Source organism: Nocardia sp. NPDC127606 (assembly GCF_042671725.1).
Classification (GTDB): Bacteria; Actinomycetota; Actinomycetes; order Mycobacteriales; family Mycobacteriaceae; genus Nocardia.
Window position 1 is genome coordinate 1,087,175 of the sequence record NZ_JBHXWQ010000001.1, and the last position, 23,173, is coordinate 1,110,347.

The 23,173-nt window shown below is 65.8% G+C and carries 23 protein-coding genes and 1 pseudogene; 16 read left to right on the plus strand and 8 right to left on the minus strand.

All coding sequences use genetic code 11. The features are described from left to right. The first annotated feature begins 13 nt into the window (after positions 1-13). Both ACFVJ5_RS05145 and ACFVJ5_RS05150 read left to right on the plus strand, forming a co-directional pair. Positions 14-1,012: an acyl-CoA dehydrogenase family protein gene (locus ACFVJ5_RS05145; RefSeq protein WP_379218596.1), complete on the plus strand. Its 999-nt coding sequence runs from the start codon at positions 14-16 to the stop codon at positions 1,010-1,012. Beyond that, the gene (locus ACFVJ5_RS05150) at positions 996-2,171 is read left to right on the plus strand and encodes an acyl-CoA dehydrogenase family protein (protein WP_379218597.1); all 1,176 of its coding nucleotides are present in this window, start codon (positions 996-998) and stop codon (positions 2,169-2,171) included. The genes ACFVJ5_RS05145 and ACFVJ5_RS05150 overlap by 17 nt, the downstream gene beginning before the upstream one ends. An 84-nt stretch (positions 2,172-2,255) precedes the next feature. On the opposite strand, the gene ACFVJ5_RS05155 is transcribed toward ACFVJ5_RS05150, so the two are convergent. Beyond that, positions 2,256-2,999 (minus strand): helix-turn-helix transcriptional regulator, encoded by a 744-nt coding sequence (locus ACFVJ5_RS05155; protein WP_379218598.1) that lies wholly within the window; start codon positions 2,997-2,999, stop codon positions 2,256-2,258. A 45-nt stretch (positions 3,000-3,044) separates the two neighbouring features. On the opposite strand from ACFVJ5_RS05155, the gene ACFVJ5_RS05160 reads away from it, so the two are divergent. Next, positions 3,045-4,784, plus strand: a complete 1,740-nt coding sequence (locus ACFVJ5_RS05160; RefSeq protein WP_379218599.1) for a recombinase family protein — start codon at positions 3,045-3,047, stop codon at positions 4,782-4,784. 5 nt (positions 4,785-4,789) lie between these two features. On the opposite strand, the gene ACFVJ5_RS05165 is transcribed toward ACFVJ5_RS05160, so the two are convergent. Next, positions 4,790-5,191 carry a hypothetical protein gene (locus ACFVJ5_RS05165; RefSeq protein ID WP_379218600.1) on the minus strand — a complete coding sequence of 134 codons (402 nt, stop codon included), beginning with the start codon at positions 5,189-5,191 and terminating at the stop codon, positions 4,790-4,792. Between the two features lie 472 nt (positions 5,192-5,663). On the opposite strand from ACFVJ5_RS05165, the gene mobF reads away from it, so the two are divergent. Then, positions 5,664-9,815 carry a MobF family relaxase gene (mobF, locus tag ACFVJ5_RS05170; protein WP_379218601.1) on the plus strand — a complete coding sequence of 1,384 codons (4,152 nt, stop codon included), beginning with the start codon at positions 5,664-5,666 and terminating at the stop codon, positions 9,813-9,815. A 27-nt stretch (positions 9,816-9,842) separates the two neighbouring features. On the opposite strand, the gene ACFVJ5_RS05175 is transcribed toward mobF, so the two are convergent. Both ACFVJ5_RS05175 and ACFVJ5_RS05180 read right to left on the minus strand, forming a co-directional pair. Further along, positions 9,843-10,727, minus strand: a complete 885-nt coding sequence (locus tag ACFVJ5_RS05175; RefSeq protein ID WP_379218602.1) for a phosphotransferase enzyme family protein — start codon at positions 10,725-10,727, stop codon at positions 9,843-9,845. After that, complete coding sequence (locus ACFVJ5_RS05180) at positions 10,720-11,958, minus strand: helix-turn-helix domain-containing protein (protein WP_379218603.1); 1,239 nt, start codon at positions 11,956-11,958, stop codon at positions 10,720-10,722. The genes ACFVJ5_RS05175 and ACFVJ5_RS05180 overlap by 8 nt, the downstream gene beginning before the upstream one ends. 360 nt (positions 11,959-12,318) lie before the next feature. Here ACFVJ5_RS05180 and ACFVJ5_RS05185 point away from each other — a divergent pair, with 360 nt between their 5' ends. The 10 genes from ACFVJ5_RS05185 (at position 12,319) to ACFVJ5_RS05230 (ending at position 17,918) form a co-directional block, all read left to right on the plus strand. Further along, positions 12,319-12,534: a hypothetical protein gene (locus ACFVJ5_RS05185; RefSeq protein ID WP_379218604.1), complete on the plus strand. Its 216-nt coding sequence runs from the start codon at positions 12,319-12,321 to the stop codon at positions 12,532-12,534. Then, a complete protein-coding gene (locus tag ACFVJ5_RS05190; RefSeq protein ID WP_379218605.1) occupies positions 12,531-12,722 on the plus strand; it encodes a hypothetical protein in 192 nt (63 codons plus the stop codon). Before ACFVJ5_RS05185 ends, ACFVJ5_RS05190 begins: the two co-directional genes overlap by 4 nt. Then, positions 12,719-13,399 carry a B3/4 domain-containing protein gene (locus ACFVJ5_RS05195; protein ID WP_379218606.1) on the plus strand — a complete coding sequence of 227 codons (681 nt, stop codon included), beginning with the start codon at positions 12,719-12,721 and terminating at the stop codon, positions 13,397-13,399. Before ACFVJ5_RS05190 ends, ACFVJ5_RS05195 begins: the two co-directional genes overlap by 4 nt. Continuing rightward, the gene (locus ACFVJ5_RS05200) at positions 13,396-14,124 is read left to right on the plus strand and encodes a class I SAM-dependent methyltransferase (RefSeq protein ID WP_379218607.1); all 729 of its coding nucleotides are present in this window, start codon (positions 13,396-13,398) and stop codon (positions 14,122-14,124) included. The genes ACFVJ5_RS05195 and ACFVJ5_RS05200 overlap by 4 nt, the downstream gene beginning before the upstream one ends. 2 nt (positions 14,125-14,126) lie before the next feature. Then, complete coding sequence (locus ACFVJ5_RS05205) at positions 14,127-14,621, plus strand: DNA-directed RNA polymerase subunit beta (protein WP_379218608.1); 495 nt, start codon at positions 14,127-14,129, stop codon at positions 14,619-14,621. Positions 14,622-14,655: 34 nt separating this feature from the next. Further along, positions 14,656-15,225: a Scr1 family TA system antitoxin-like transcriptional regulator gene (locus ACFVJ5_RS05210; RefSeq protein WP_379218609.1), complete on the plus strand. Its 570-nt coding sequence runs from the start codon at positions 14,656-14,658 to the stop codon at positions 15,223-15,225. A 461-nt stretch (positions 15,226-15,686) separates the two neighbouring features. Continuing rightward, positions 15,687-15,992: a hypothetical protein gene (locus ACFVJ5_RS05215; protein ID WP_379218610.1), complete on the plus strand. Its 306-nt coding sequence runs from the start codon at positions 15,687-15,689 to the stop codon at positions 15,990-15,992. Between the two features lie 292 nt (positions 15,993-16,284). After that, on the plus strand, positions 16,285-17,112 hold the full coding sequence (locus ACFVJ5_RS05220) for an SAM-dependent methyltransferase (protein ID WP_379218611.1): 828 nt from the start codon (positions 16,285-16,287) through the stop codon (positions 17,110-17,112). Positions 17,113-17,304: 192 nt separating this feature from the next. Further along, the gene (locus tag ACFVJ5_RS05225) at positions 17,305-17,667 is read left to right on the plus strand and encodes a hypothetical protein (RefSeq protein WP_379218612.1); all 363 of its coding nucleotides are present in this window, start codon (positions 17,305-17,307) and stop codon (positions 17,665-17,667) included. Positions 17,668-17,705: 38 nt separating this feature from the next. After that, a complete protein-coding gene (locus ACFVJ5_RS05230) occupies positions 17,706-17,918 on the plus strand; it encodes a DUF2283 domain-containing protein (RefSeq protein WP_379219785.1) in 213 nt (70 codons plus the stop codon). 304 nt (positions 17,919-18,222) lie between these two features. Here the strand turns inward: ACFVJ5_RS05230 and ACFVJ5_RS05235 are convergent. Continuing rightward, positions 18,223-18,375 (minus strand): annotated as a pseudogene (locus ACFVJ5_RS05235) (transcriptional regulator); the annotation flags it as partial. A 188-nt stretch (positions 18,376-18,563) separates the two neighbouring features. Here ACFVJ5_RS05235 and ACFVJ5_RS05240 point away from each other — a divergent pair. Then, positions 18,564-19,544 (plus strand): aldo/keto reductase, encoded by a 981-nt coding sequence (locus ACFVJ5_RS05240; RefSeq protein WP_379218613.1) that lies wholly within the window; start codon positions 18,564-18,566, stop codon positions 19,542-19,544. A gap of 50 nt (positions 19,545-19,594) precedes the next feature. Here the strand turns inward: ACFVJ5_RS05240 and ACFVJ5_RS05245 are convergent, their stop codons facing one another. Beyond that, positions 19,595-20,137: a carboxymuconolactone decarboxylase family protein gene (locus ACFVJ5_RS05245; protein ID WP_379218614.1), complete on the minus strand. Its 543-nt coding sequence runs from the start codon at positions 20,135-20,137 to the stop codon at positions 19,595-19,597. Between the two features lie 213 nt (positions 20,138-20,350). Between ACFVJ5_RS05245 and ACFVJ5_RS05250 the strand changes: the two genes are divergently transcribed. Continuing rightward, complete coding sequence (locus ACFVJ5_RS05250) at positions 20,351-20,908, plus strand: DUF3558 family protein (RefSeq protein ID WP_379218615.1); 558 nt, start codon at positions 20,351-20,353, stop codon at positions 20,906-20,908. A 10-nt stretch (positions 20,909-20,918) separates the two neighbouring features. Here ACFVJ5_RS05250 and ACFVJ5_RS05255 read toward each other — a convergent pair whose 3' ends face one another. Both ACFVJ5_RS05255 and ACFVJ5_RS05260 read right to left on the minus strand, forming a co-directional pair. Next, positions 20,919-22,085 (minus strand): CoA transferase, encoded by a 1,167-nt coding sequence (locus tag ACFVJ5_RS05255; RefSeq protein ID WP_379218616.1) that lies wholly within the window; start codon positions 22,083-22,085, stop codon positions 20,919-20,921. After that, positions 22,082-23,056: an enoyl-CoA hydratase/isomerase family protein gene (locus ACFVJ5_RS05260; protein WP_379218617.1), complete on the minus strand. Its 975-nt coding sequence runs from the start codon at positions 23,054-23,056 to the stop codon at positions 22,082-22,084. Before ACFVJ5_RS05260 ends, ACFVJ5_RS05255 begins: the two co-directional genes overlap by 4 nt. Between the last annotated feature and the right edge of the window lie 117 nt (positions 23,057-23,173).

A 23,173-nucleotide genomic window follows, 5' to 3' on the forward strand; every position in this document is an offset into this window, starting at 1 on the left:
CCAGGAGGCCTGGATGCTGTTCGAGTTCGACTCCGATCAGCGGTTGTTGCGCGAGATCGTCCGTGACGTCACGGCGAAGGAGTGTCCGCCGCCGCTGATCAGGGACGTCGTCGACAAGGGCGCCGATCCCGCCGCGCTGTGGCAGACCTATGTCGGCCTCGGCTGGACCGAACTCGCCGATCCCGCCGCGGCGGTCGAACTCGGCATCGTGTGCGAGGAACTGGGCAGGGCCACCGACCCCACCCCGTTCCTGGCCACGATGACGCAGTTCGCCCCGCTGGCCGGGGTCGTGGGCCGGGTGGACCGTCCCGGCGCGGCGGTGTACGGCGGGATCTCCGCCGCCCACGACGGCGCGGGCTGGCGCCTGCACGGCACCGCACGGCACGTGCTCGACGGCGACCGGGCCGAGCGCCTGGCAGTGGTCACCGACGCCGGGGTGTTCGTGGTCGACGCCGACGCGGTAAGTGCCCGCCGCACACCGGTTTTTGACCCGGTGCTGCACGTGGCCGACGTGACGTTCGACGCCGTGGCGGTGGCCGCCACGGACCGGGTCGACGCCGACGTGGCGCGCGCCCGCCAGTCCGCGCTCACCGGCATGGCGCTGACCACCGTCGGTGCCTGCCGGCGCATCCTGGACCTGGTGCTCGAGCACGTGCGCGGCCGCAACCAGTTCGGCGTGCCGATCGGTTCGTTCCAGGCGGTGCAGCACAAGGCGGCCGACATGCACGTCGCGATCGAACGGGCGCGCGCGCTCGGCTTCTTCGCCGCGCTGTGCCTGGCCGCCGACGACCCGCGGCGCCAACTGGCCGCGTCGATGGCCAAAGCCGCTGCGGGAGAATGCCAGTCGCTGGTTTTCAAGCACGGCGTGCAGCTGTTCGGAGCCATGGGTTTCACCTGGGAGAACGACCTACAATTCGCGCTCAAACGCGCCAAGGCCGGCGAACTGCTGCTCGGCGGCGCGGCCGAGCATCGGGCCATCGTGGCGGAGGAATACCGTGCAACTCACCTTTGATCCGGACGTCGAGGAATTCCGTGCCGAGTTCGTCGGGTTCCTGACCGAGCATTTGCCGAGCGAGGCGGAGGCTTCCCAGCGATCCGAATCCAGTGCGCACGTACCGGATTGGGCGCGGCGCTGGCAACGGCTGCTGTTCGACAGCGGCTGGCTGCTGCCGACCAACCCACCGGAGTTCGGTGGCTGCAACGCCTCGGTGTTGCAGCAGTACGTCTTTCTGGAAGAACTGTCGAAGCGGCGGATCTACCACAGTTTCAATCCGCAAGGCGTCGGGATCATCGCCGCCTCGCTGCTGTCGTTCGGCACCGAGGCACAGCAGCGTGACTGGGCTGTGCCGATCCTGCGCGCCGAGCTCACCGCGGCACTGGGAATGAGCGAACCCGGCGCGGGATCCGATCTCGCAGGCCTGCGCACGAGGGCGGTGCGCGACGGAGACCACTACGTCGTGGACGGGCAGAAGGTCTGGACGTCGGGCGCCCACGATGCCGACGTCCTGCTCACCTTCGTGCGCACCGACCCGAACGCACCCAAACACAAGGGGATCAGCGTCCTGCTGATCCCGACCGACACCCCGGGCGTGACGGTGCGGCCGTTCCCGTCGGCCTGCGCCGCCGACGACCTGGATTTCAACGAGGTCTACTTCGAAGGCGCCCGAGTGCCGGTGGCCAACCGGGTGGGGCCGGAGAACGAGGGCTGGTCGGTGGCCAACGGTTCGCTCGGCCACGAACGCACCCTGCTGTGGCTCAGCTTCGCCAACCGCCTCGAGGACATGCTCGTCGACTTCCGCCCGCACACCACGCTCGACAACGACGCCTACGCCCGCCTGGTGATGGACAGCTTCGCGCTCCGCCTGCTCGGCTCGGCCGCCCTCGGCCGGGAATCACGCGGCGAACAGGACGTACCGACCCTGTCCGTACTCAAGGTGCTCGGCTCCGAGGCAGTGCAGGCGGCAGCCGAACGAGCCCTGGACAACGCCGGCCCGGTCGGCCTGACTCATCCTGCGGTGAGCGCTCCACCGAACCCCCTGAACCTCGAATGCTTCACCAGCAGCTGGTTCGAGCGATACCTGCGCAGTTTCGCAGGCACCATCGCAGGCGGCACCTCGGAGATCCAGCGCAACATCATCGCCCAACGAGTCCTCGGCCTACCCCGATCCTGACCCCGAGCAGTGGTATTCCGCGAGATGGTCGGCGAGATCTTCACACGCCGTGGCGGCGGTGCGGCCCGCACAAGGACGAAGCGCTCAGGTATCGGGGGAAAACTCGGCTTTCGTGGTATTCGGGGAGTGAGCGTTCCAGCTGGCAAGCAGTCGGATCGCATCGTTCTCCGGTGAGCCCGGCTGCGGGGTGAACACGGTCAACACCTGATCTCTTGCCGCAGAAACAGTGAGGTTCTCGAACGGCAGGGTGACCTCTCCGATCAAGGGGTGCCGGAAGGTCTTCTCACCTGCTCTGTGTGTCTTGACATCGTGTGCGGCCCAGCGGGTGCGAAATGACTGGCTGCGGGTGGAGAGCTGGCCGATGAGGGCGATCAGTGCCGGGTCGTCAGGGTTTCGGCCGGCCTCGATGCGCAGTATCGAGACTGTGTCGTTCGCGATCTGTTCCCATTCGGGGAACAGTTCCCGGGCCGCATCCTCGTCCAGGAACATGAAACGTGCTGTGTTCACTGGACCTTCGGTGTCGAGGACCGTCGTGTAGAGGGTTCGGCCGAGGTCGTTGACGGCAAGGATGTCGAGGCGGCTGTTGAACACCACGGCCGGAAGGTGGTCCATCGAGTCGAGCAGTACCCGAATTCCAGTGCTGACGTCGTCCTCGACCATCACCTTGCGGTGCTTACGAGCCTCGGGAGCGAGAGCGGCCAGCAACCGCTCCCAATGCGCGCGTTCGTCCTCGTCGAGTCTCAGCACGGTGGCAATGGCTTCCACTATGGCCGGTGATGGGCCCGTGGCGCGGCCCCGCTCGAGGCGGATGTAGTACTCGGGGCTCACCCCCGAAAGGTAGTGCTTATGCACTCCTCTTTCTAGAATTGAGTCATGACGCGATCGAAGGTAAAGACCCAGGTAGAGCCCGCGTGGCTCACCGAAATCAACACTGGTTTGGCGGCTGCGGTGGCCGATGTCGACCCCGCTCAGTTGGTGTACGGCTACGTGCGAATCTCCCGCGACGAGAAGGACCGCGCCGAAGGCGTGCACCTGCAAGCCAAAAACCAGGTCAAACTGGCCAAGCGCAAGAAGCTGGCGCTGGCGCGGATCTGGTGTGACAACGACATGTCCGGGGCCGACACGGAGCGGCCAGCGTTGCGGGAAGTGTTGGGGTTGGTGACCGGTGGTCCGGCCAAAGTCGTGCTTACTCGTGACGTGGCCCGGTTGACCCGTGACTACGACCTGGGCAACGAGTTGATGAAGCTCGGTCGCGATGAGGGTGTGCGGTACTGCTTCGTCAACGCCACCGACTACGACCTGACCACCGGTGCGGGTCGCAAGAATTTCATGGTCGCCGTCGCCGAAGCGGTCGAGTACCGCGAAGTCAACACCGAAAACCTTTTGGAGCGGATGAGCGAGGAAGCCGCCAAAGGTGTCATGCAGGGCGGCTCGCGTCGCTTCGGCTACGGCAAGGTCGCCGGGATGCACCCGATCACCGGAGACGAGATCCTGGACCGGTGCGCGTTGCGTGAGGAGGAAGTCGCGGTGTTGCACGAAGGCCGCGACCGGTTGATCAACGGCGAGACACAGACCTCGATCGCTACCGATTGGAACAAGCGGGGTGTGACCACGTCCGAGGGTGATCGGTGGCGGATGGGCAAGCTGTCCAAGCAATTGCTGTTGGAAGCCTATGTCGCCTACGACCTGGGCGAGCACACCGACGCCAACGGCGACCGTTGCGAATGCCTGAACAACCCCGAAGGCAACGGCATCCGCGTCCACGAGCGCAGCGGCACCCGCCATCGCGGGCAGTGGCCCGCGATCTTCACCCGCGCCGAACACGACGCGATGCGCGCGGCAGTGACCGCGCACCGCCGGTCCAAGAACCCCGACCGGCCACGCCAACGCAACGGCGAATATTGGTTGACCGGGTTGGCCGAATGCGGCGGCACGTGGAAAGACGACACCGACCGCGCGGGACAGTACTGCGGGGGATGGTTGGTCGGCTCAGCTTTGGAACGCAAACGCAAGACCGGGCCCCCGGTGGTTCAGCGCCGCTACGGGTGCCGGTCCAAAGACGGGTTCAACATCGCGTGCGCGTGCGGGCGAGTGTTCCGTGACGCGGACGCGTTGGAGACATTCGTCGGGCAAGCGGTGATCGCCGAGTACGAGAACCCCGAGATCCTCACACGCCTGGATCGCGGCAACGACAACGCCGAACGGATCGCGGCACTACAGAAACGGATCGAGACCACCGCAGGCAATCTCGACGCCGAGGCCGACCACCGCACCGAGGTGTTGAGCGGTGCGGGCGACGAGTTCGACTTGCGCGTTATCGACCGCACCATCACCGGACTCAAAGCCAGCTTGAAGGCCATGCGGGCCGAACAGGATTCGTTGCGGTCGAGTCAGGCGCTGGCGGTGTTGGCCGACATCGGTTCCACACCGGGGGAGTTGCGCAAGGCATGGACGACCAAGGGTTCGCGATGGCGGCACGAAGCCGCCGCCCGCGTGATCGAGAAAGTGATCGTGCGGACGGCGAACATCTACGCCGCGAAGTGGGAAGACCAGAACGGGCGCGTGTGGCGTTTCGATACGTCCTCAGTCGAAATCGTGTGGCGTCCGTTGTGAGCGTCTCAGCTGTCGTCGCGGTCGATGGAGTCGATCGCGTTGCGCAGGAACAGCGCCAGTGAATCGAGTACGACGGGATCGGTGATGCGAGGCGGGAGCCCTTGCCGCATCCGGCTTTCGGCGACCCAGCGGCGGGTGGCTTCGCTGGTCGGTCCGATCAGCGCGGGCCCGTGCCTATCAGTGTTGTTGCGGCCTGCGGATCGCCGGTGCGTCGCTGCGGCATCGGAGCCCGCGCCATCTGTGGTCGCACTGTCGGCCGGTGTCGAGGCTTCCGAGTTGTCGGCTGGTGCCGATGCTGCCGGGGAGTCGGAGTCGGTGACCGGCGGAGCCTGCTTGTCACGTCGGCCCGACTGAGAGACACCGGACCGGCCGGTGTGTGGACGAACTTTTCTGTTGTGAAGGGACATTTGCGTTCCTTTTCAGTTGATCGACGTGTCCCCTGATCCAGCGGCTCTTTCCCGCTTTCTAGTGTGCCATTGTTCGAAGGTCGGTTAGGTATGCAATTTTCGGCACCTCGAGCGGGGCCCGCTCGGTGCCGCCGCTCGCGGGCCGCGTCCGGTCGGCGCGCGGGTCATCCAGTGGCGCGGCGGATTCAACGCCTTAACCTGACCGACCCCATCCCATCGGTACTCAACACATCCCATTCACACCCATACCCCCGCAATACATCTCACCCCACCTCATCAATGCCTAACCCCCGCAACTAAACTCACCCTTACTTCCATATACCCCCTACCCCTATTTTCCGCTCCTTCACATTCAGACATCTTGCATCCCAGGATAACGAGTTGATAACGTCCTGCGGAAACGCTGTCTGCGGCAAGGCTTCACAGACTAGGCCGCCTTGAATTCGCCTGTTTCGGGGTGTCTCATGGAGGCATGGTCGCGACCATGCACAAGGTCGCCGCAGGCAACGGCTACGAGTACTACCTGCGCAATACCGCCGCCAATGACACCACAGCGCGCGGGCGAGCATCGCTGTCCGACTATTACAACGAGCACGGCGAAGCTCCCGGAACCTGGCACGGCAGCGGACTTTCCGCCCTCGAGATCACCCCCGGTGCGGAAGTCACCGAAGATCAGATGAAGTTTCTGTTCGGTGCCGGGATGCACCCGAACGCCGATCAGGTCCGCGAACGCGTGAAAGCGCACCACCTCGCGGCAGGGGTGCGTCCCGCCTATGCCGCCCGATTGGCCGAGAAAGCAACCAAACTCGGCAACAAGTTCGCCGTCTATTCGACTACTTCGGGGTTCCCCGCCGCCACGGCCCAGGCATACCGCGACTACAACACCAGCCACGGCGAGTGCGTCACCGCCCATATTCCCGACCAGATCCGCGCGCAGATCCGCACCGACGTCGCCACCGAAATGTTCACCACCGAGTACGAGCGTGCCCCGTTGGACGCGCGCGAACTGTCGGGATGGGTCGCAAAGAATTCGCGCCCGGACCGCACAGCGGTGGCCGGTTTCGATTTCACGTTCAGCCCCGTCAAGTCGGTGTCGGCGTTATGGGCGATCGCGACACCGGAGCTTGCGCACAAGATCGAGACCGCGCACCGCGCCGCGATCACCGACGCGTTGTCGTGGTTGGAGAACAATGCGCTGTTCACCCGGTTGGGTCGCAACGGGGTTCGACACGTCGACGTGCAAGGAGCGGTCGCCGCGACATTCGATCACCGCGATTCGCGCGCGGGTGACCCGGACCTGCACACCCATGTTCTGGTCGCTAACAGGGTGCGGACCGAGGACGGCAAATGGCGCACCGTCAACGGCACTGTGGTTCATGAAGCGGTGGTCACGGTGTCCGAAATCTATGACACCCGCCTCGAGCACTACTTGGAAACCGCGATCGGAGTGCGGTTCGAAACCCGCCCCGACCGCAATATCCACCAAGTCCGCGTCCGCGAAATCGTCGGCGTTCCCCTGTCGTTGATTCACCACTGGTCGCGACGTACCGCCGTGATCGCTGACCGACTCGACACCCTCACCGCCGCGTTCCACACCACGTTCGGGCGCGAACCCACCCCCAGTGAAGTGCACGACCTCGGCCAACGCGCCACCCTGGAAACCCGTCCCCGCAAGCACGCGCCCGCTTCACGCGCCGAACAACGCGCGTTCTGGCGCGCGGACGCAGAGACGTTGCTCGGTGGGCCCGACGCGGTAGACGACATTTTCGTGCGTGCCCTCGCTGCCCCGCACGTCCCGCGCCGCGAACTCGATCATGCGTTCATCACCCACCTCGCCGACCAAGCCCTAGCGGCCGTGTCGGACAAGCGCGCGACCTGGCGCGAGTTCAACCTCCGAGCCGAAGTCGAACGACAAATCCGCGGGAACATCGCCCCCACCGAATGGGCCGAAGCCACCGAAAAAGTGCTGGCACAAGCATTATCGCCGTCGTCATCGGTCGCACGCGGTGACCCCGACGTCACCGAGCAACCCGACTTGCGCGCGGTACCGGCGTGGTTGCGTCGCCGCGACGGCACCCCGATCCACACCCGCGCGAACTCCCAGATCTACACCACCGAATCCACATTGGCCGCCGAAGCTGAGCTGATCGCGCTGTCGGTCGAGCCCGGCGGAGTCATCTTGAACCCCGGTTTGGTCTCGCTCGCGGTGTACGAATACAACACCACTCACCCCGATCAGCCCTTGAACGCTGGTCAGATTCGGGTCATCGAATCGTTCGCCAGCGCCGGAATGCGTGTCCACACCGCCAACGCCCCCGCCGGAACCGGCAAAACCACCGCCATGCAAGTCCTCGCCACCGCCTGGAAATTATCCAGCGGCGGAACCGTGCTCGGAATGGCACCCACAGCCGCCGCCGCGTCCGTTCTCGGCGACTCGATCGGCGCACGCGCCGAAACCGTCGACAAACTTCTCCACGTCATCGACGCCCACCGCCCCGACAACGCCAGCGAGAACCTGCCGTTTCTGCCGCAATGGGTCCTCGACATCAACACCACCACGTTGGTCATCGTCGATGAACACGTCACCTTGCCGACCACCAAACGCCTGCAATTGCTGCGGTATCTGGCCGGGCGCGGCGCGACCGTGCGGTGCATCGGTGACGACCGGCAGCTCTCGGCGATCGATGCCGGTGGCGTCCATGCCGACATGACCCATGCCGCACCCGAGCAAGCACCGACGCTCACCGAGGTGGTGCGGTTCGCCCAACGCGGCGAAGCGCTGGCGTCAACCGGGCTGCGTGAGGGCGATCCGCTCGCGCTGGCGTGGTATCTGGACAACGGCCGCATCCACGCCGGACACCTCGGCACTATCTACGCGGACGCTTACCGGGCGTGGGCGGCTGACATCGAGCACGGGTGGGATGCGGTGATGTTGGCACCGACTCACGACATCGTGTCCGCGTTGAACGTGCGCGCGCGTGCGGACCGGATCGCGCGCACCGATCCCGCGATCACGGCTGCCGGTGTACCCGACCCGCATGTGTTCCTTGCTGACAGGTTGGTGGCCTCAGCCGGTGACATCGTGCGCACGCGCCGCAACGACCCCCGATTGCGGGTCGGTGCCCGTGATTGGGTGCGCAACGGCTACTCCTGGACCATCCGGCAAGTCCATTCCGATGGCGCGGTCACCGTCGCACGCCGCGTACACGGCCGCGAGACCGACGCGGTGGTGCGGTTGCCGGGCGAGTACGTGCACGAACACCTGCACCTGGGCTATGCCGCGACCATCGATTCCGCGCAAGGCATCACCGCGGATTCCTGCCACGTCGCCATGTCCGGGCGTGAGTCGCGCCAACAGTTCTACGTCGCGATGACACGCGGACGCCACGCCAACCACGCCTACATCGCGACCGCGCTCGACGGCGACGAAGGCGACATCTACACCGTGCCCGCGCACTATCCACGTTCCGCAGTCGAGCACTTGCACCACGTGTTGGACCGCGACGGCGCGCGTACATCCGCCCATACCGAACTGCGTGACGCGCTCGACCCCGCACGCCGGATCGGCCGCGCGGTAGACATCTATCTCGACACACTCGGTATGACCGCCGAAAATGCTATCGGCACAACACGACTCGACACCATCGACCGTATCGCCGAACGGCTCGTACCGGGCTTGACCGACAGCCCCGCGTACTCGGTCCTGCGCCAACACTTGGCGATGCTCGCCCTGTCCGGTGCCGACCCGGTCACCGAACTGCGCACCGCGATCGCCGCGCGTGAACTCGACACGGTGACAGATCCGGCCGCCGTGTTGGACTGGCGACTGGACCCGAGCGGCAACCATTCGGCCGGACCCGGACCGTTGGCGTGGACGCCCGGACTGCCTACCGAGGTCCCGACCGCCGACGCAGAGACCGCCCCTGTGCGAGCGCGGGAACGGATCGTGGCCGAACTCGCTAAGCAGATCAGCGATACCGCCCGCGCCTGGACCACGGCTACCGCCCCGAAATGGGCGCGACCCTTGCTCGGTACCGATCCCGAACTCATTGCCGACCTTGCCGTTTGGCGTGCTGGTTTGCATGTCCCGGAGTCCGACCCCCGCCCGACCGGGCCCGCCCGATACATCACGATCGAACGCACGCACCAACAACAGTTGCACCGCCGCATCCTCGAAGTCGACGGCAATACTCGCCTACCGCAACACCGGTGGGCAGCCGCCGTCGACCGTATCGACCCCCGCATCAGCACCGACCCCACGTGGCCGATCATCGCCACCAACATCGACGCCGCCGCACGCGCCGGCCTCGACATAGAAGACCAGCTCACCGATGCCGCCGGCGCCCGCCCCTTGCCTGACGAGATGCCCGCCGCCGCGCTCTGGGCACGCCTGGAAATCACCGACACCGACCTCGTCGCCGCACCCGATGATGACACCACCCACGCCGGACCCGACTCGACCGAACACACCTACGAACCGGACCCGCAAGCGCGAACCATCACCAACGCAGTAGACGCCGCGCTGGGCAACACCTACGCCGACTGGTCCGAGGCCGACACCACCGCCGACGAGTTCGAACCCACCGGTTGGGAACCAGACACCGGCTACGAAGTCGACTTGTAACCCACGGCGAGATGCCGAGCTTGCTCGCTAGGCGATCGGGGCCCAGCCTGACCAGGGTCTAGCGCCAGCCCTCCCACGCAAGCAGTCGACGCGATGCTGTGCCTGCGATACGTGCTTCAGGTTGGTCCCGGCTGCTTGCGCGGCCATACAGCACATGCGCAATTCGCGAATGTCTCGCAGAAGTACGAACCCGCCCCATGTAGCGACATCATGGCCGTAGGCGTCGCAGAACTCGGCGTACCGCGCAGCTGCGACCCAACCGAACGAGCTGTGTTTTATCGCCGTAGATACTAGGTCCCATTCCGGTGGCCCGACTGAAGCCCTTTCCAGGTCGAGGAACGTGGTCACCCCTGCGTCTGTGGTGACCACGTTTCCCTCCCATGCATCGCCGTGGATCGGTGACCACAACATGCCGGACGGCAACTCGCCCCAACCTGCGCGCAGCTCAATGACTCGCTCACGCAACCACTGCCGATCCGATTCGCTCAAAGACGACGCACCGTCGATTCGCTGTTCGAGCCGAACGAACGGCTCGAGATTCGACAACAAAGAAGGCACCGGCAAGCTGTGCAGCTTGCGAAGCGCTCGACCAATCTCGCGTTCGGTCCCGTTGCGATGCGGTGGCAGTTCCTTCCACAAGGTAACCGGCCGCGAATCTACAACAGCGAAATCACAACGGCTGCCCATCGGTTGAACGGCCGCAATGTTGTGGCCTTGAAGCCATGTAGCGAAGTCGAGTTCACGGCGCGCTGCCTCGTCCTGACCGGCACGAGCTATGCGAACCACCAACTGCTGGTCAGGCACGCGAAATATCGCGTTCTCGGCAACCTTGATGGAGACGATGTCATTAACGGTCAGACCGGCCGCCGCGCACGCACGCCGGGCAATCTCCGCAAGCTGCTCTTCATTCATGCTTTGGTGGCGACATCGGAATCTTGACATCGGCGCGATGGGCATAACGTCGAAGTTCGGCAATATCCTCGGCAGCTCGCTGGGACTTGAGCTCGCGGGCGCGACCGATCGCCTGGCCCGCGATCGACAGAGCCTCGTCACGGTCGCCGGTCGCCATGACCAGCGATGCCAGCTTGATTGTTGACATCGTGCGTGAGCGCGCTGCTGCGTCGGCGTGGCCGTTGACCGCAGCGGACAGACGTTCGCGGGCCTCTCCCACGAAACTGCCGTGAACTGCGATATCGAACAAGGCGTGACCAGTATCGCCCGCGTGCTGCGCACTGTCGTAGTACCGCATCCACGCTGGATCGTTGCCGGGCACGCAGCGACTGAAATCGCGGTCCGCTTTGGCAACTGCGGTCAGGGTCGCGGCAACGTCTCCAAGTTTGGCGTGTACGCGCGCTTCCGTTGTATGCAGCATCGCGCGCTCTGTCGCGGTGAGCTGATCGGCTTCGGTGAATGCCCGTCGCACATAGCGGAGCCCGTCGTGGTGGCGACCGGTCCAGATCGCGTGCCGGGCCATCGAGGACAGGATCTTTGCTCGTAGGTTCACCGCGCCTGACTCCTCGGCGCAATCCAGCGCCAGCGCGAACATGGATTCAGCGTCCTTGTGCGTGCACGCGTCGAAGGCCATGAACGCGGCGGTGTGCGCGAGTGATCCGACCGACATCTGTAGTGCTGCACGGTCGCTGGATGAACAATCGGCACGCAGGTAGGCAACCGCGACCCGCAGTTGCGCGATAACGACGTCACGCACAAGACCGCCGCCGTAGGTGGCGTCCCACCTTGCGAATAGCTGCGCGGCCTCGCGAATCTGGTTGATCTCTACGACGCCTACTCGGGTCGGGTTGGCGACTGCGCGAGTTTCGCTGAGCATCTGGGTCAGGCGGTCCGGCGAAATCACCACTGTTGCAGCGGTAGCTGCGGCTGCCCGCAGAAATCCTTGACGGTCCACGGCGTCCACGGTAGCGGCGTTTGGAAGCTTGAACCACAACAAGTCTGGCGGGATGCGCAGGATGGTCGCCCAGTTGATCAGCTTGGACAGCATCTCGGGCGGCGGGCCGTTCTCGATCCGGCTCAACTGAGCTTGACTCAGACCCAACCACTGGGCCACCTGAATCTGGCTGAGTGGCTGCCCGTGGGCGGGGTGGTTGCGATACGCCTCGATGACGGAGCCCATGTGCCAGTTCACGAGTGCCACTCGCAACGGGCCGTGCGCCCAAAACTCAGGCGGCATGTCAGGGGGACCGTCCACGGGCCCGGTTTGCGCGCACTTGCCGCACCACGGACCAGGATTCAGCCGACTCAGCACACCCCCGCAAGTTGCGCACGTGCGTCCGTTGATGGTGTGCGTCATCGTCTCCGCTCCCCTCGATCGGTGCCCCACACACAACGCGAATATGTCGACGCTATCACCAGCTCAGCCTGCCGGTATGCGTCGCGCGTATGTGCGTTATTCATTGTGCGCGTTGCCCATAGCTGCATTCCAGCGCGATTGTCAGGTTGTCCGCAGATGCCGCGACTACTACTGGCAAGCCAACGAGGTGACCCGATGACAACCACCCTCGAATCCGATGTTCTCGCCCTCCTCCGACCCGGTGGACTGCTCACCGCCGACACGATCGCCCACAACCTGAACGCCCCGAGGTGGCGCGTAGTGCGCGTCCTGCACACCCTGCGTGACAACGGCGACGCTTTCCGAAACCGGCGTGCGGAATGGCAGATCGCGGCCGGACAGCGCCGCCCGGCACGGCAGGCCGCGCGATGACCGACCTCATCCCCGTCACCCTCAAACACACCTTCGCCGACCTCACCCGAGCACTCGACGCCATGCGCGAAGCCGGTTTCATCACCACCACACCCGCCACACCCACAGACGATGCGAACGCGCCGCGCGATCAACGAGTACTTAACCCCCGCAACACATTTCATCCAACGAACGAGGAGACGAAATGAAGTCGTTCAGCATCGATCAACAGGTCAGCGATCTCGGTATCCAAGCCATCGCGTTCATCGTTCCCGGCATCACCGTGCCAGCAGAGACCAGCCCCGCGCTCAACCATGAAATCGAGACCTCGGAGAAGTCCATACTCGCCGCGACCGATCCGAAGACCCTCAAGACCGAACCCGAGTTCAGAGCGTTCCGGGCAGTACACACCCAGGTCGGCAAGGCCGCGAAAAGCGAAATCGCGGCACCGGAAACACTGTTGCGGTTGCTGCACCGCGCCGGACGGTTGCCCCGCATCAACCCGCTCGTCGACATCTACAACCTGGTCTCGGCAGAAACCCGGTTCGCGTTCGGCGCACACGATCTGGCATCGATCGCCGGTGGTGTGCGGTTGGCGATGACGACAGGTGATGAACGATTCGTGCCCCTCGGCTCGACCGGCCCGGTACCGGTGCCCGCCGGGGAATATGCCTACCTCGATGACGAAGACGTGCTGTGTCGTCTCGAGGTCCGTCAGTGCGAGAAGTCCAAAGCGACCCCGCAGACCAGCGACGCCCTGTTCATCATCCACGCAGGCCCCGGCCGCGACCGCGCCGACCTCACCACCGCCAAGGGCCGACTCGCGGCCCTGCTGGCCGAGCACTTCGGCGCACAGCCACCGATCGATCTCGAGGCCCAGCCATGAGTACCGAATACGACACCACCCAGACCGCCGATCCGGGAATCGACGCGCGCGAGGCCCATTGGGACCGCCGCGCGGACGGGTTCGACACCGATTTCACCCACGCCCCGGTGCGCGAACTGGTGTTGGACCAGATCTCGCGGCAATTGCCCACCGGGCCCTGTATCGCTTTGGACGCGGGGACCGGCAGCGGCCGGACCATGGCACGACTGATCCAGGGCCTGCACCCCGAATCCGACATCGTCGGCTGCGACCTCTCACCAGCGATGCTGCACCAAGCCAGAATCCACGCACCCCACAAAGCACGCGGGTCGCTCTCGTTCGTCTACGCCGACCTGTGCGCGCTGCCGTTCGATGACGGCGGGTTCGATCTGGTCGTGTCGACGTTCACCCTGCATCATGTACCGCCCACCCAACAGTTGGCGGTACTGCGGGAGCTGCGGCGCGTGCTCGGCGAGGACGGCATGCTGATCCTGGCCGACCAGATCCAGCCCGACCCACCCCTGTCGGTCGAGGCGATGCGCGCGGCAGTAGCCGAAACGTTCTACCCGCACCTGCCCCACGCCGAAGCGGTCGGGCTGCTGTCCACCTACGGCGAATGGCCGCTCACCGTCGGTGAACTCACCGACCTGCTCGAGGTCGCCGGTTTCGGGTGCGAAGTCACCGATATTCACCGCATCGTCGCACTCGCCACCGCGACCCCAGGCCGCCCATCACCCGAGGGGTAGCGATGACGTACGCGAAAAGTCCTGCCGCCATGCATGATTCGCCGCTCTCGCGCAGCATGTTCTACCGGCGAATCTGTAGCCTGCCGACGTTCGTGGACACGGTGACAGGCCAGATCATGATGACGGCCGGATCGACCGGCGCGGTCATGATGCCGACCGATCTCGCCCAACGGGTCAAGGTCGAGTTGCAGCGCCGCAACGTCGGCCCGTGCCCGACCATCGGCCACCCTCGGGCGCGGGCATGGTCCTACCTCATCCGTACTGCCGACATGCGCCCGATCGGTGACCCCGCCGCGCTCGCCGCACTCTGGCGCGCGCACGTGGTCGTGATCCGCGACGGCACCATCGTGTTGCCGACACCGAGCCCAGGCCACCACACCCACCGAACGTGGATAGTCCCCGCGACCACGCCCTTCCGGCCGTCCGGGAGCACCGTCTTGGCCTGCGTGCGCCACGTCCTCGACGCGGCGAAACCGCGCAACCACGGCCCCTACTGACCCCTGGCCCGCAAGAGACTGCCGAGAGGAAACAATGTCGACCCTTGACGACCTGTGCCAGTGCAATTTGGCGCGCATCGAGCGCGCCTACCACCCCGATCTCGTGCCGGACCCGCTACGCACCCCCGGCTACCTGCGCGCCTACATCGTCGCCGAGGGACACGCCATCGGGGTGGACAACCCCGACATCGAGGAAACCCTTGCCGATTACCTCGAAGAGCAAGACCCCCTCAACTTTCCCGGCAGCCGATACCACTGGCTCATCGGCGAAGCCGCGTTGCTGCGCACCGTGGGCAGCGCCGAGGTGATGACCGAACAGATACACGCGCTCCTCGCGGCAACCACCAAGGAAAACATCGAGATCGGGATCATTCCACTGGACGCCCGATTCGTCACTCCTATCAGGAATTTCAGAATCTGGGGACCGGAAGGCGAAGCGGTCTTCGTCGATACCGAAGAATTCCTCGAGGTATCGGTCTCGCGCAGAAGCGGCGACGCCGGACACGCCGACCGCAGCTTTCGACTCCTCGTCACCCAGGCCGTCTACGGCAACGACGCCCGCACGATCCTCACCCGTGCCCTGTCCACCCACACCACCGACTAGCCACCCGGCACCGGCACCCAGGGGGCACCGTGAACCACCCACAACCAGCCACCGCGCAGGCCGACACACCCGCGCCCCGGTCACCGTGCCCCGAGGAACCCGACATCCACCTCACAGTCCAATTCACCAGTGTCCGAATAGATTTCGTCGCCTGTCTCACGGCCGCGTTGGTGTTCGTTTGCGAGGTGACCGCCCGCCGACCCGGCACCGTCACCGTCGATCCCAGCCACTGCGCGGGCCTGTCGAGGCTGCCCAACGAGCGGCTTTACCTCCAACCCTGACCGTGCGAACACCGCATGTTCCCCGACCAACCGAATGCCCTCGATGCGATGCGCCCCGGTCGGCCTCCCAGTGCCCCACCGGCCCGCTGCGCGAGGGCGGCCCCGGAATCGATTCCTGGCGATTTCCGGGGCCACCCAACCTTCCTCCTCGCTCAACCGGAGAACGGAGACAGCAAGTACGTGAGCATCACAGCGCATCGCCGGGCACCCTGGACCCCCAACAAACGCGCGGTCCTCGAGGCACTGCACGACGGCGAGCCACAGTGGGCCGAACGCCTCTACGCACAACTGGCCATGCCACGACGCAACAGCGCCGCTCACGCACTCGGCTGGCTGTACCGACACGGCTACCTCGCTCCCGTGACCGGCGAGGACGGATACGTCGTCATCGGCCCCGACCGCACCGACCAGAAATACGTCCTCACCGACAAAGGCCGCGCCGCCGCGCAGAACCTCGACGCCGGTTTCGACTACCTCAATCCCTGACCTCGCAACACCGCCCAGCCCGACCACCCGCCCGCCATAAGCACGGCCGTGACGGCACAAGACCACCTGAATACCTCGAACCACACCCGCGACCCCCCGAGCCGCGCCGGTTCGAGGGTGGGGAAACGCTCCCGGAGGCCGCCAACGCCCGGCCTCCGGGAGCACCCACACCACCCACATGACTGGTAACTGGAAGGCCCCGACCAACTCCGGCACCGTGCGCCCCTCGCCACGGACACCCGGAGTCGGTCGGGGGCCTTCCGTCGCATACGACGCGGCAGGAGCCCCCACCGTGACCACCCGCCCACCCAACGTGATCGACCCCGGCCAGCCCAACGCCGCACGCCTGCACAACGTGTTCCTCGGCGGGAAAGACCACTACGCACCCGACCAGGCGCTAGCCGAGAACCTGGCGAGTAGCACGATCAGGGCCGCGATCACCGAATCCCGGCGGTTCACCCGACGCGCGGTCGAACACCTGTCCGACCATCACAGAGTGTCGCAGTTCGTAGAGCTGGGGTGCGGTCTGCCCCACACCCCCGAAATTCACGACATCGCCGAACAACACAACAGCACCACGCGGGCGTTGTACGTCGACTCCGACATCGTCGTAGCCGCGCACGGTCGCGCGAAGCTGCACGACCCGCCAACCCGGTTTTTCACCGATACCGACATCACCGACACTGACACGATCCTGAGCGATATCGCCGCCGTGATGGACATGACGGCACCGTTGGCGGTGTGCGTGTCGGGCACCGCGGAATGGATTCCCGACGCCCCCGCCGTGCTCGCCGCGTTGACCGCCCGGTTCCCGGTCGGGACATGGCTCGTGCTCACCCATGTCACCGACGAGTTCTATCCCGACCATGTCCGGGCCGCCGCCGAAACCCTGCGTCGCGCGGGCATCGCCTACCACCCACGCGGAAGGGACGAGATCACGGCCATGCTCGCCGGGTACCAGCTACTCGCGCCCGGTCTGATCGCCCCGCACCGCTGGACACCCACGCCCATCGACAGCGACGGCAACGGGGTGCCCCCACTTTCCGCCTCCACGCCACGACATCGCGCGGCGTGGGAGCTGAGCGCGTATGCCGCAGTAGGCCAGCTCCATCGACCGTAGACGCTCGCAGCAGCAACGACGACGCCCCGCACCATCGTGAACCGGGCACCGTCGACCACTCCACCTACTGGACCCGACCGCAGCCCGACCCGTACCGATATCCACTGCGAGGGAACCGAAACCACCTTCGCGGCGTCTAAGCCGTTGAAGGGACTTCCACACCGTTGGTGTGGAAGAACGAGGGGAGAACCGATGCACATCATGAAATGGGCCGCCACCGCCGTCATCGCGGCGGCAGGGGCCATAGTTGTCACGGGCGCGCCCGTCCAGGCAAGCCCGTCGTCTGGTACGAGCGCATCGGCGCTAGTGGTCGCGCGCGAGGATCTGTCGTTCATTGCGCTGTGCAACAGCGTGGCCAGCTTCACCAACCACGGTCGCCAGCAAGCACAATCGCGAGGCATCTCCGAAGACATGATGGACCAAGCCATCGCCCAGGCCAACCGCACTGGCAAGAGGTACAAGCGCAAAGGCGAGGACACGATCAAATACGTCGGGGACAAAGTATGGGTTGTGTTGAACGGAAGCTGCGCAGTCGTGTCGACAGGATGGAACTAAAAGATGCAACCAACCCGACAGGAGTCGAACCCGTGCGGATGACCTACGACGCGGAAGCCAACGCCGCGATGATCTACCTCAACGGCCGTATCGAACCGGGGGAAGCGGTACGGCAGCAAACCGTCACGTTGGAAGTGGCGGACCTCGTGCTGGACTTCGGAACCGATGACATGTTGCTCGGGATCGAGGTCATCGGCGCACGAGCAGTCATCTCCGCCGAGACACTCAACGCAGCCGAGCAAATCGGCTGATCGCTGGTTCGACTGTGGGCAAGCCCCGCGCCTGTTCCGCAGTCGAACCACCGGCGTGGCATCGGGGATCTGCCACACCCCTTCAGGGCCGGACGTGGCCGACGAGCCGCGATTCGGCGAGAGCTATGCTCGTTTACGCGGCGAGGCAGTCGGGCACGCGATGACTACTTCCCAGACCACGCGCCCGCCTCGCCGTCCAAACAGAGCCGCTGCCGCACCCCTTCGGGGCTTGCCACAAATCACGGTCATAACTTCACGCGTGATGCGCTGTCGCGGCACATGGAGTGTGTAACGAACATCTCTCCCCGGCCAGCAGCGCTACCTCTTCGCGCCGCAGCCCCTTCACCCGGCGGCGGGTACCGGTCACCGGAAGACCGACATCGGCGGGCGAGACTCGGTCACGGCGCGTGCTGAGGAATTCACGAACCGCAGTGCGCGCCGCCTCCTTCTCGTCCATGCTGTCGAGCGTATATGCAGGCTGGACGCTGAAGGGGTCACTGTGAGTACCTCCCTCGACAGGATCTGTCTCGACTGCGCAACGCGGTGTTGTCTGGAGGCAGGGAAGAACGCCGAGGTCGCGCTACTTTGCCCTCGGCAGGCCGAGATGGTCGTCCCGTCCACAACCACCATCAAAGGAGTCGATTGATGAAGCACGCTTCTCTCGGAGCTCTACAGGTGTCCCGGATCGGGCTGGGTGCCATGACCATGGCCGGGACCTACACAACCGGCGGAGGCCTGGATGACGACGAGTCGATCCGCACCATCCACCGCGCGCTGGATCTGGGTGTCACCCACATCGACACCGCCGAGATCTACGGCCCCTTTCACAGCGAAGAGGTCGTCGGGCGGGCGATCGCGGGCCGCCGCGACGAGGTCGTCATCGCTACTAAGTTCGGCATTGTCTCGCACTCCAACGGTGGTCCGGGAGTCATCGACAGCAGTGCGGGGAATGTGAGGGCCGCAATCGAGGGCTCCCTCAAACGGCTGGGTACTGACCGTATCGACCTCTATTACCAGCATCGCGTGGACCCCGATACCCCAATCGAGGAGACGGTTGGCGCGCTGGCCGAGCTGGTCGCCGAGGGCAAGGTGCTGCATATCGGACTGTCCGAAGCCGCGCCGCAAACGATCCGCCGGGCCTACGCCGTGCACCCGGTGGCAGCGCTGCAGACCGAATACTCGCTGTGGACCCGCGACCCCGAGGACGAACTCCTGCCCTTGTTGCGTGAACTGGGCATCGGTCTTGTGCCCTATTCCCCGCTGGGTCATGGATTCCTCACCGGTCAGCTCCGTTCGCCCGCCGACATTCCCGACGATGACTGGCGCAAGACCAATCCTCGGTTCGTCGGGGAAGCCTTCGAGCAGAATCTGCGGCTGGTGGACGAAGTCCGTGCGGTCGGTGACGAGGTTGGTGCCACTCCCGCCCAAGTCGCGTTGGCCTGGTTGCTGGCCCAGGGCAACGATATCGCCCCGATTCCCGGCACTCGCCGAGTCACCCGGGTCGAGGAGAACACCGCTGCCGACGCCGTCGTCCTTTCCGCCGACCAGATCGTGCGGCTCAACCAGCTGACACCGGCCGTCGGTGCCCGGCATGACGAGGCGAATATGGCCAGCATCGACCACTGAGCATCCCAGGTACAAGGCTCTGCCCCCGTGCACGCATCCCTCGCTCAGGGTTACGGGTAACCAGCTGTAGGATCCGGTGCGACACCGAAGGTGTTGAACGCCATGGCCAACGTGGCGTAGCAGCCGACGGTGAAGACGAAGTCCATGCGCTGACGGTCGTCGAGTCGGGCGCCGAGGGCCGTCCACGTCTCGTCGGACAGCGCGGACTTTTCGTCCAGTTCGTCCACCGCGTCCAGCACCAGGCGATCGAATTCGTCTGCCGCGGTGCCGTTTCGGCGTGCCGCTTCGATATCGGCGTCGGTGAGCCCGGCGGCGCGGCCCATCGCGGCGTGGTGCTGCCATTCGTAGTCGCAGTCGCGGCGGTGTGCCACGCGCAGGACGGCCAGCTCGCGCAAGCGGGGCTCGAGGGTGGAGCTGAACTGCAGGTGCACGTTGAAGCCGAGGAACGCGCGAGTCAGGGCCGGGTGGCGGACCAGCACCGACAGCGCATTGCCCGCCTGGGCCGGATTGCGCCGCTCCGCGGGCAGCATGCGCGCCAGTGCCTTGTCGACCTCGTCATCCCACTGGTCCTCGGGAAGCGGGGAAAGGCCCATGATGGCCTCCTGCCTGGCGCACGGAGATCAACCATGGGCCACTCGAACGGATACGCTCTTCGTCAGCGAGAATACACTTCTCTCGCGCCGAGAGCGACATTCGGGCACTGAAACCTCTGGTGGCGTAGGTGCGTATCCGCGCCGGATGTGTTGTGATCGTGTGCGGGAGGAATGGTTATGCCGAAGCGAGCCCAGGGTCGGCGGCGCACGATCATGGTCGCGGCGATCGGATCGATCATCGCGGCCGCCACGACCGGATGCGACACCACGGAGCCGGCGGCCCCACCGTCCCCGCCGACAGTTCTGGGGCCGGACACCCCACCGCCGGTATCCCCGCCGTGGACGCTGGCCCAGCTGGTGAATCACCCGTGCACGGTGCTCGTGCCCGACGACCTCGCCCGTTTCGGATTCGCCGACGCTGGGGCGGTCGACCTGTCGGGCCACGACAAGTACTGTAGGTGGATTACTGCGGCGGGGAACCTTCGCCAGGTCAAAGTGTATTTCCTTCCCCATTATCGGCAGAAATTCGGGCCGCTCGAGGAAATCAATCGCACCGAGAAGAACTTCCGGACGCTCACCATCGCGGATCGACCCGCGTTCCTCATTGATGATCGCAGCGACAGCGGCCACCGCAATTGCAAGATCTGGGTGTCGGTGGCCTCGGGTGGACTGTTCCAGTTCGAGTACGCCGTCGTGGATCCCCACCCGGACTGGGATGGCTGTGCGGCCGGCATCGAGCTCGCCACCGTGATGGCCGAGCATCTCCAATGAGTACCCGTTTTCACTGAGCCGGCGCTGATGCGAGTGCGTGGACCACGTCCCGGTCCGCACCCGGCGCCGACGCCCGCCCGCTGATCCGCGGAGATGCCGGCCGGGTGGCGACGTGGCGGGGGAGTGTGGGAGTCGTTGGTATCGCGGCGTATTCGGCCGCGACCGCACTCAAAGACACCTCGACTAGTTCACCACCGCCGCGAGCCAGCGCCTCGACGACCGACCGTGCCGCTTCCAACCCGGTGAGCGGGTCGGCGATCGCGTCCGCGCAGAAGTAGGGACCACCCTCGGCAATACCGACCAGCCCGCCCGCGACCGCGGCGTCATCACCGAATCCGGCCCAGTTCGCACCGATTCCGTTGCCGTGCGCGGTGATTCGTGCCCACACCCGGCCGGGTCGGGCAGGCAGATCGGGGCCGAGTCCTCGCCGGGTCAATGCCGAAGGGCGCGAGGACTCCAGGACCACGTCGGCGCGAGCGAGCAGGGATCGCAACGCCTCGGGCTCATCGAAATCGAGGGAGTAGCAGAGCTTTCCAGCGTTCATCCAGTCGAAGAATCGCGGCGTGCGGCGGGTACCGTCCGGGCGGGACGGGCTTTCGACCTTGACAACGGTGGCGCCCGCTTCCCGCAACAACCTGCCGCACAGCGGACCGGCCCACATCGAGGACAGGTCGACCACCAGGCAGTCGGACGGGCTCCGCGGCGGTCCGGCGGGCCCGATCCGTCGAATGACCGGCCGGGCGGGAGCCTGCTCACCGAGCGCCGCCACGGGCAGCCCGAGTAGTCGAGCGCGCGCCGTGACTTCCGCGGCGGAAACGTCTGCGGCCCAATGAGAAATCGCCGACCAAGGGTCCGTCACCGTGGTGGTCTCGAGCAGGGCCGGAATCGCCTCCCGGTCCACATCCCGAGCCAGCGTGAGCGCACACCACCCGTCCCGCGTCGCGATCAGCCGCGATGCCCCGCCCGCGGAGATCCGCCCCCGGCGCGTCAACCCGAGCAGAGCTGCCCGCCGGGTCAGTTCGGCACCCACATCGATCGGCACACCGGTGCGCGCGGTGAACCCGTCGGCGACCGCGCGTGCATGGTCGAGGACTCCGGAACGGCTCTGATCCGGTGCGCCGTCGGGATCACCGGTCAGCCACAGCGCCCCGCAGCCCGCCCAGTCCGCGGCTGTCACGACGTTTCGCCACTGCGCGCCGTGACCCCGCTGATCTCGTCCACCAGTCCCCAGTCCAGCGCGGTGGCTGCGTCGATCACGCTCCCGCTCAGCACCATGTACGCGGTACGCCAACGGCCGATTCGGCGTGGCACGCTCACTGTTCCGCCCGCGCCGGGGATCAACCCGAGCCGGAGTTCGGGCAGCCCGACGACCGTGTCGGGATGGGCGGTCACGGTGCCGCAGAAGGCGGCCATCTCGAGCCCGCTGCCGGTGGTGCGGCCGTGGATGTGGGCCCGCAGATTCGGCCCGAGACGCTGCGCGAGTGCGTGCAGCGCACGAGCTGGGCTGTAGCGGGTGCGCGCCAGATGCGCACTCGCCACATCGGTGAAGGTCCCGAATTCGGCGAGGTCGCCACCGCTGCAGAAACTGGGTCCGTTGCCGGTGAGTTCGACCGCGCGGATCGAATCGTCCCAGCGGGCAATGGCCAGCGCGTCGAGCAGTGCCGCGCGCGTTCGATCGTCGAAAGCGTTGTGCCGGTGCGGTCGATCGAAGCCGATGTGCAGCGTCTGACCCTCGCGGCGGATTACCAGCGGATCGCCGGATTCGGTTGTGCGGCGTTTCGTTTCGCGCTCGCGGAGCCAGGCGGCGAACTCCGGCCCGCCCTGCAGGGTGGAATACGCCAGCGATTCGATGAGCAGACCCTGGTCGACCCCCACTCCGGGCTGCCCGGCACGCAGCACGTCGTCGCAGACAGCCGCAGCGAGTGGGCGTTCGGTGCACGCACGGTCGATCCGGTCGAGCGCATCGGCGACCGATGGCACAGTCACCACGCGTGGGTCGAGCGAGGGCTTCGTGGTCAGGGTCAGTGTGGCGTGGTCGAGCCAGAATGCGTCCGCGGCGGGATCGTCGGCCACCGCGATGACAACGCCCGCAGGCGTCGCCCCGGCGTCGAAATCCGGTTCGGCTGACACATCGACCACACGGATCACGGGTTTCGTCCGCCCTTTCGGCTCGCAGTCACAGTGAGTGAATATGGTATTCTCTTCTGTAGAGAATGCAATATCACGGCACCGGTTGCCTTGACGGCCCGCAGTGTGCCGCCGAAC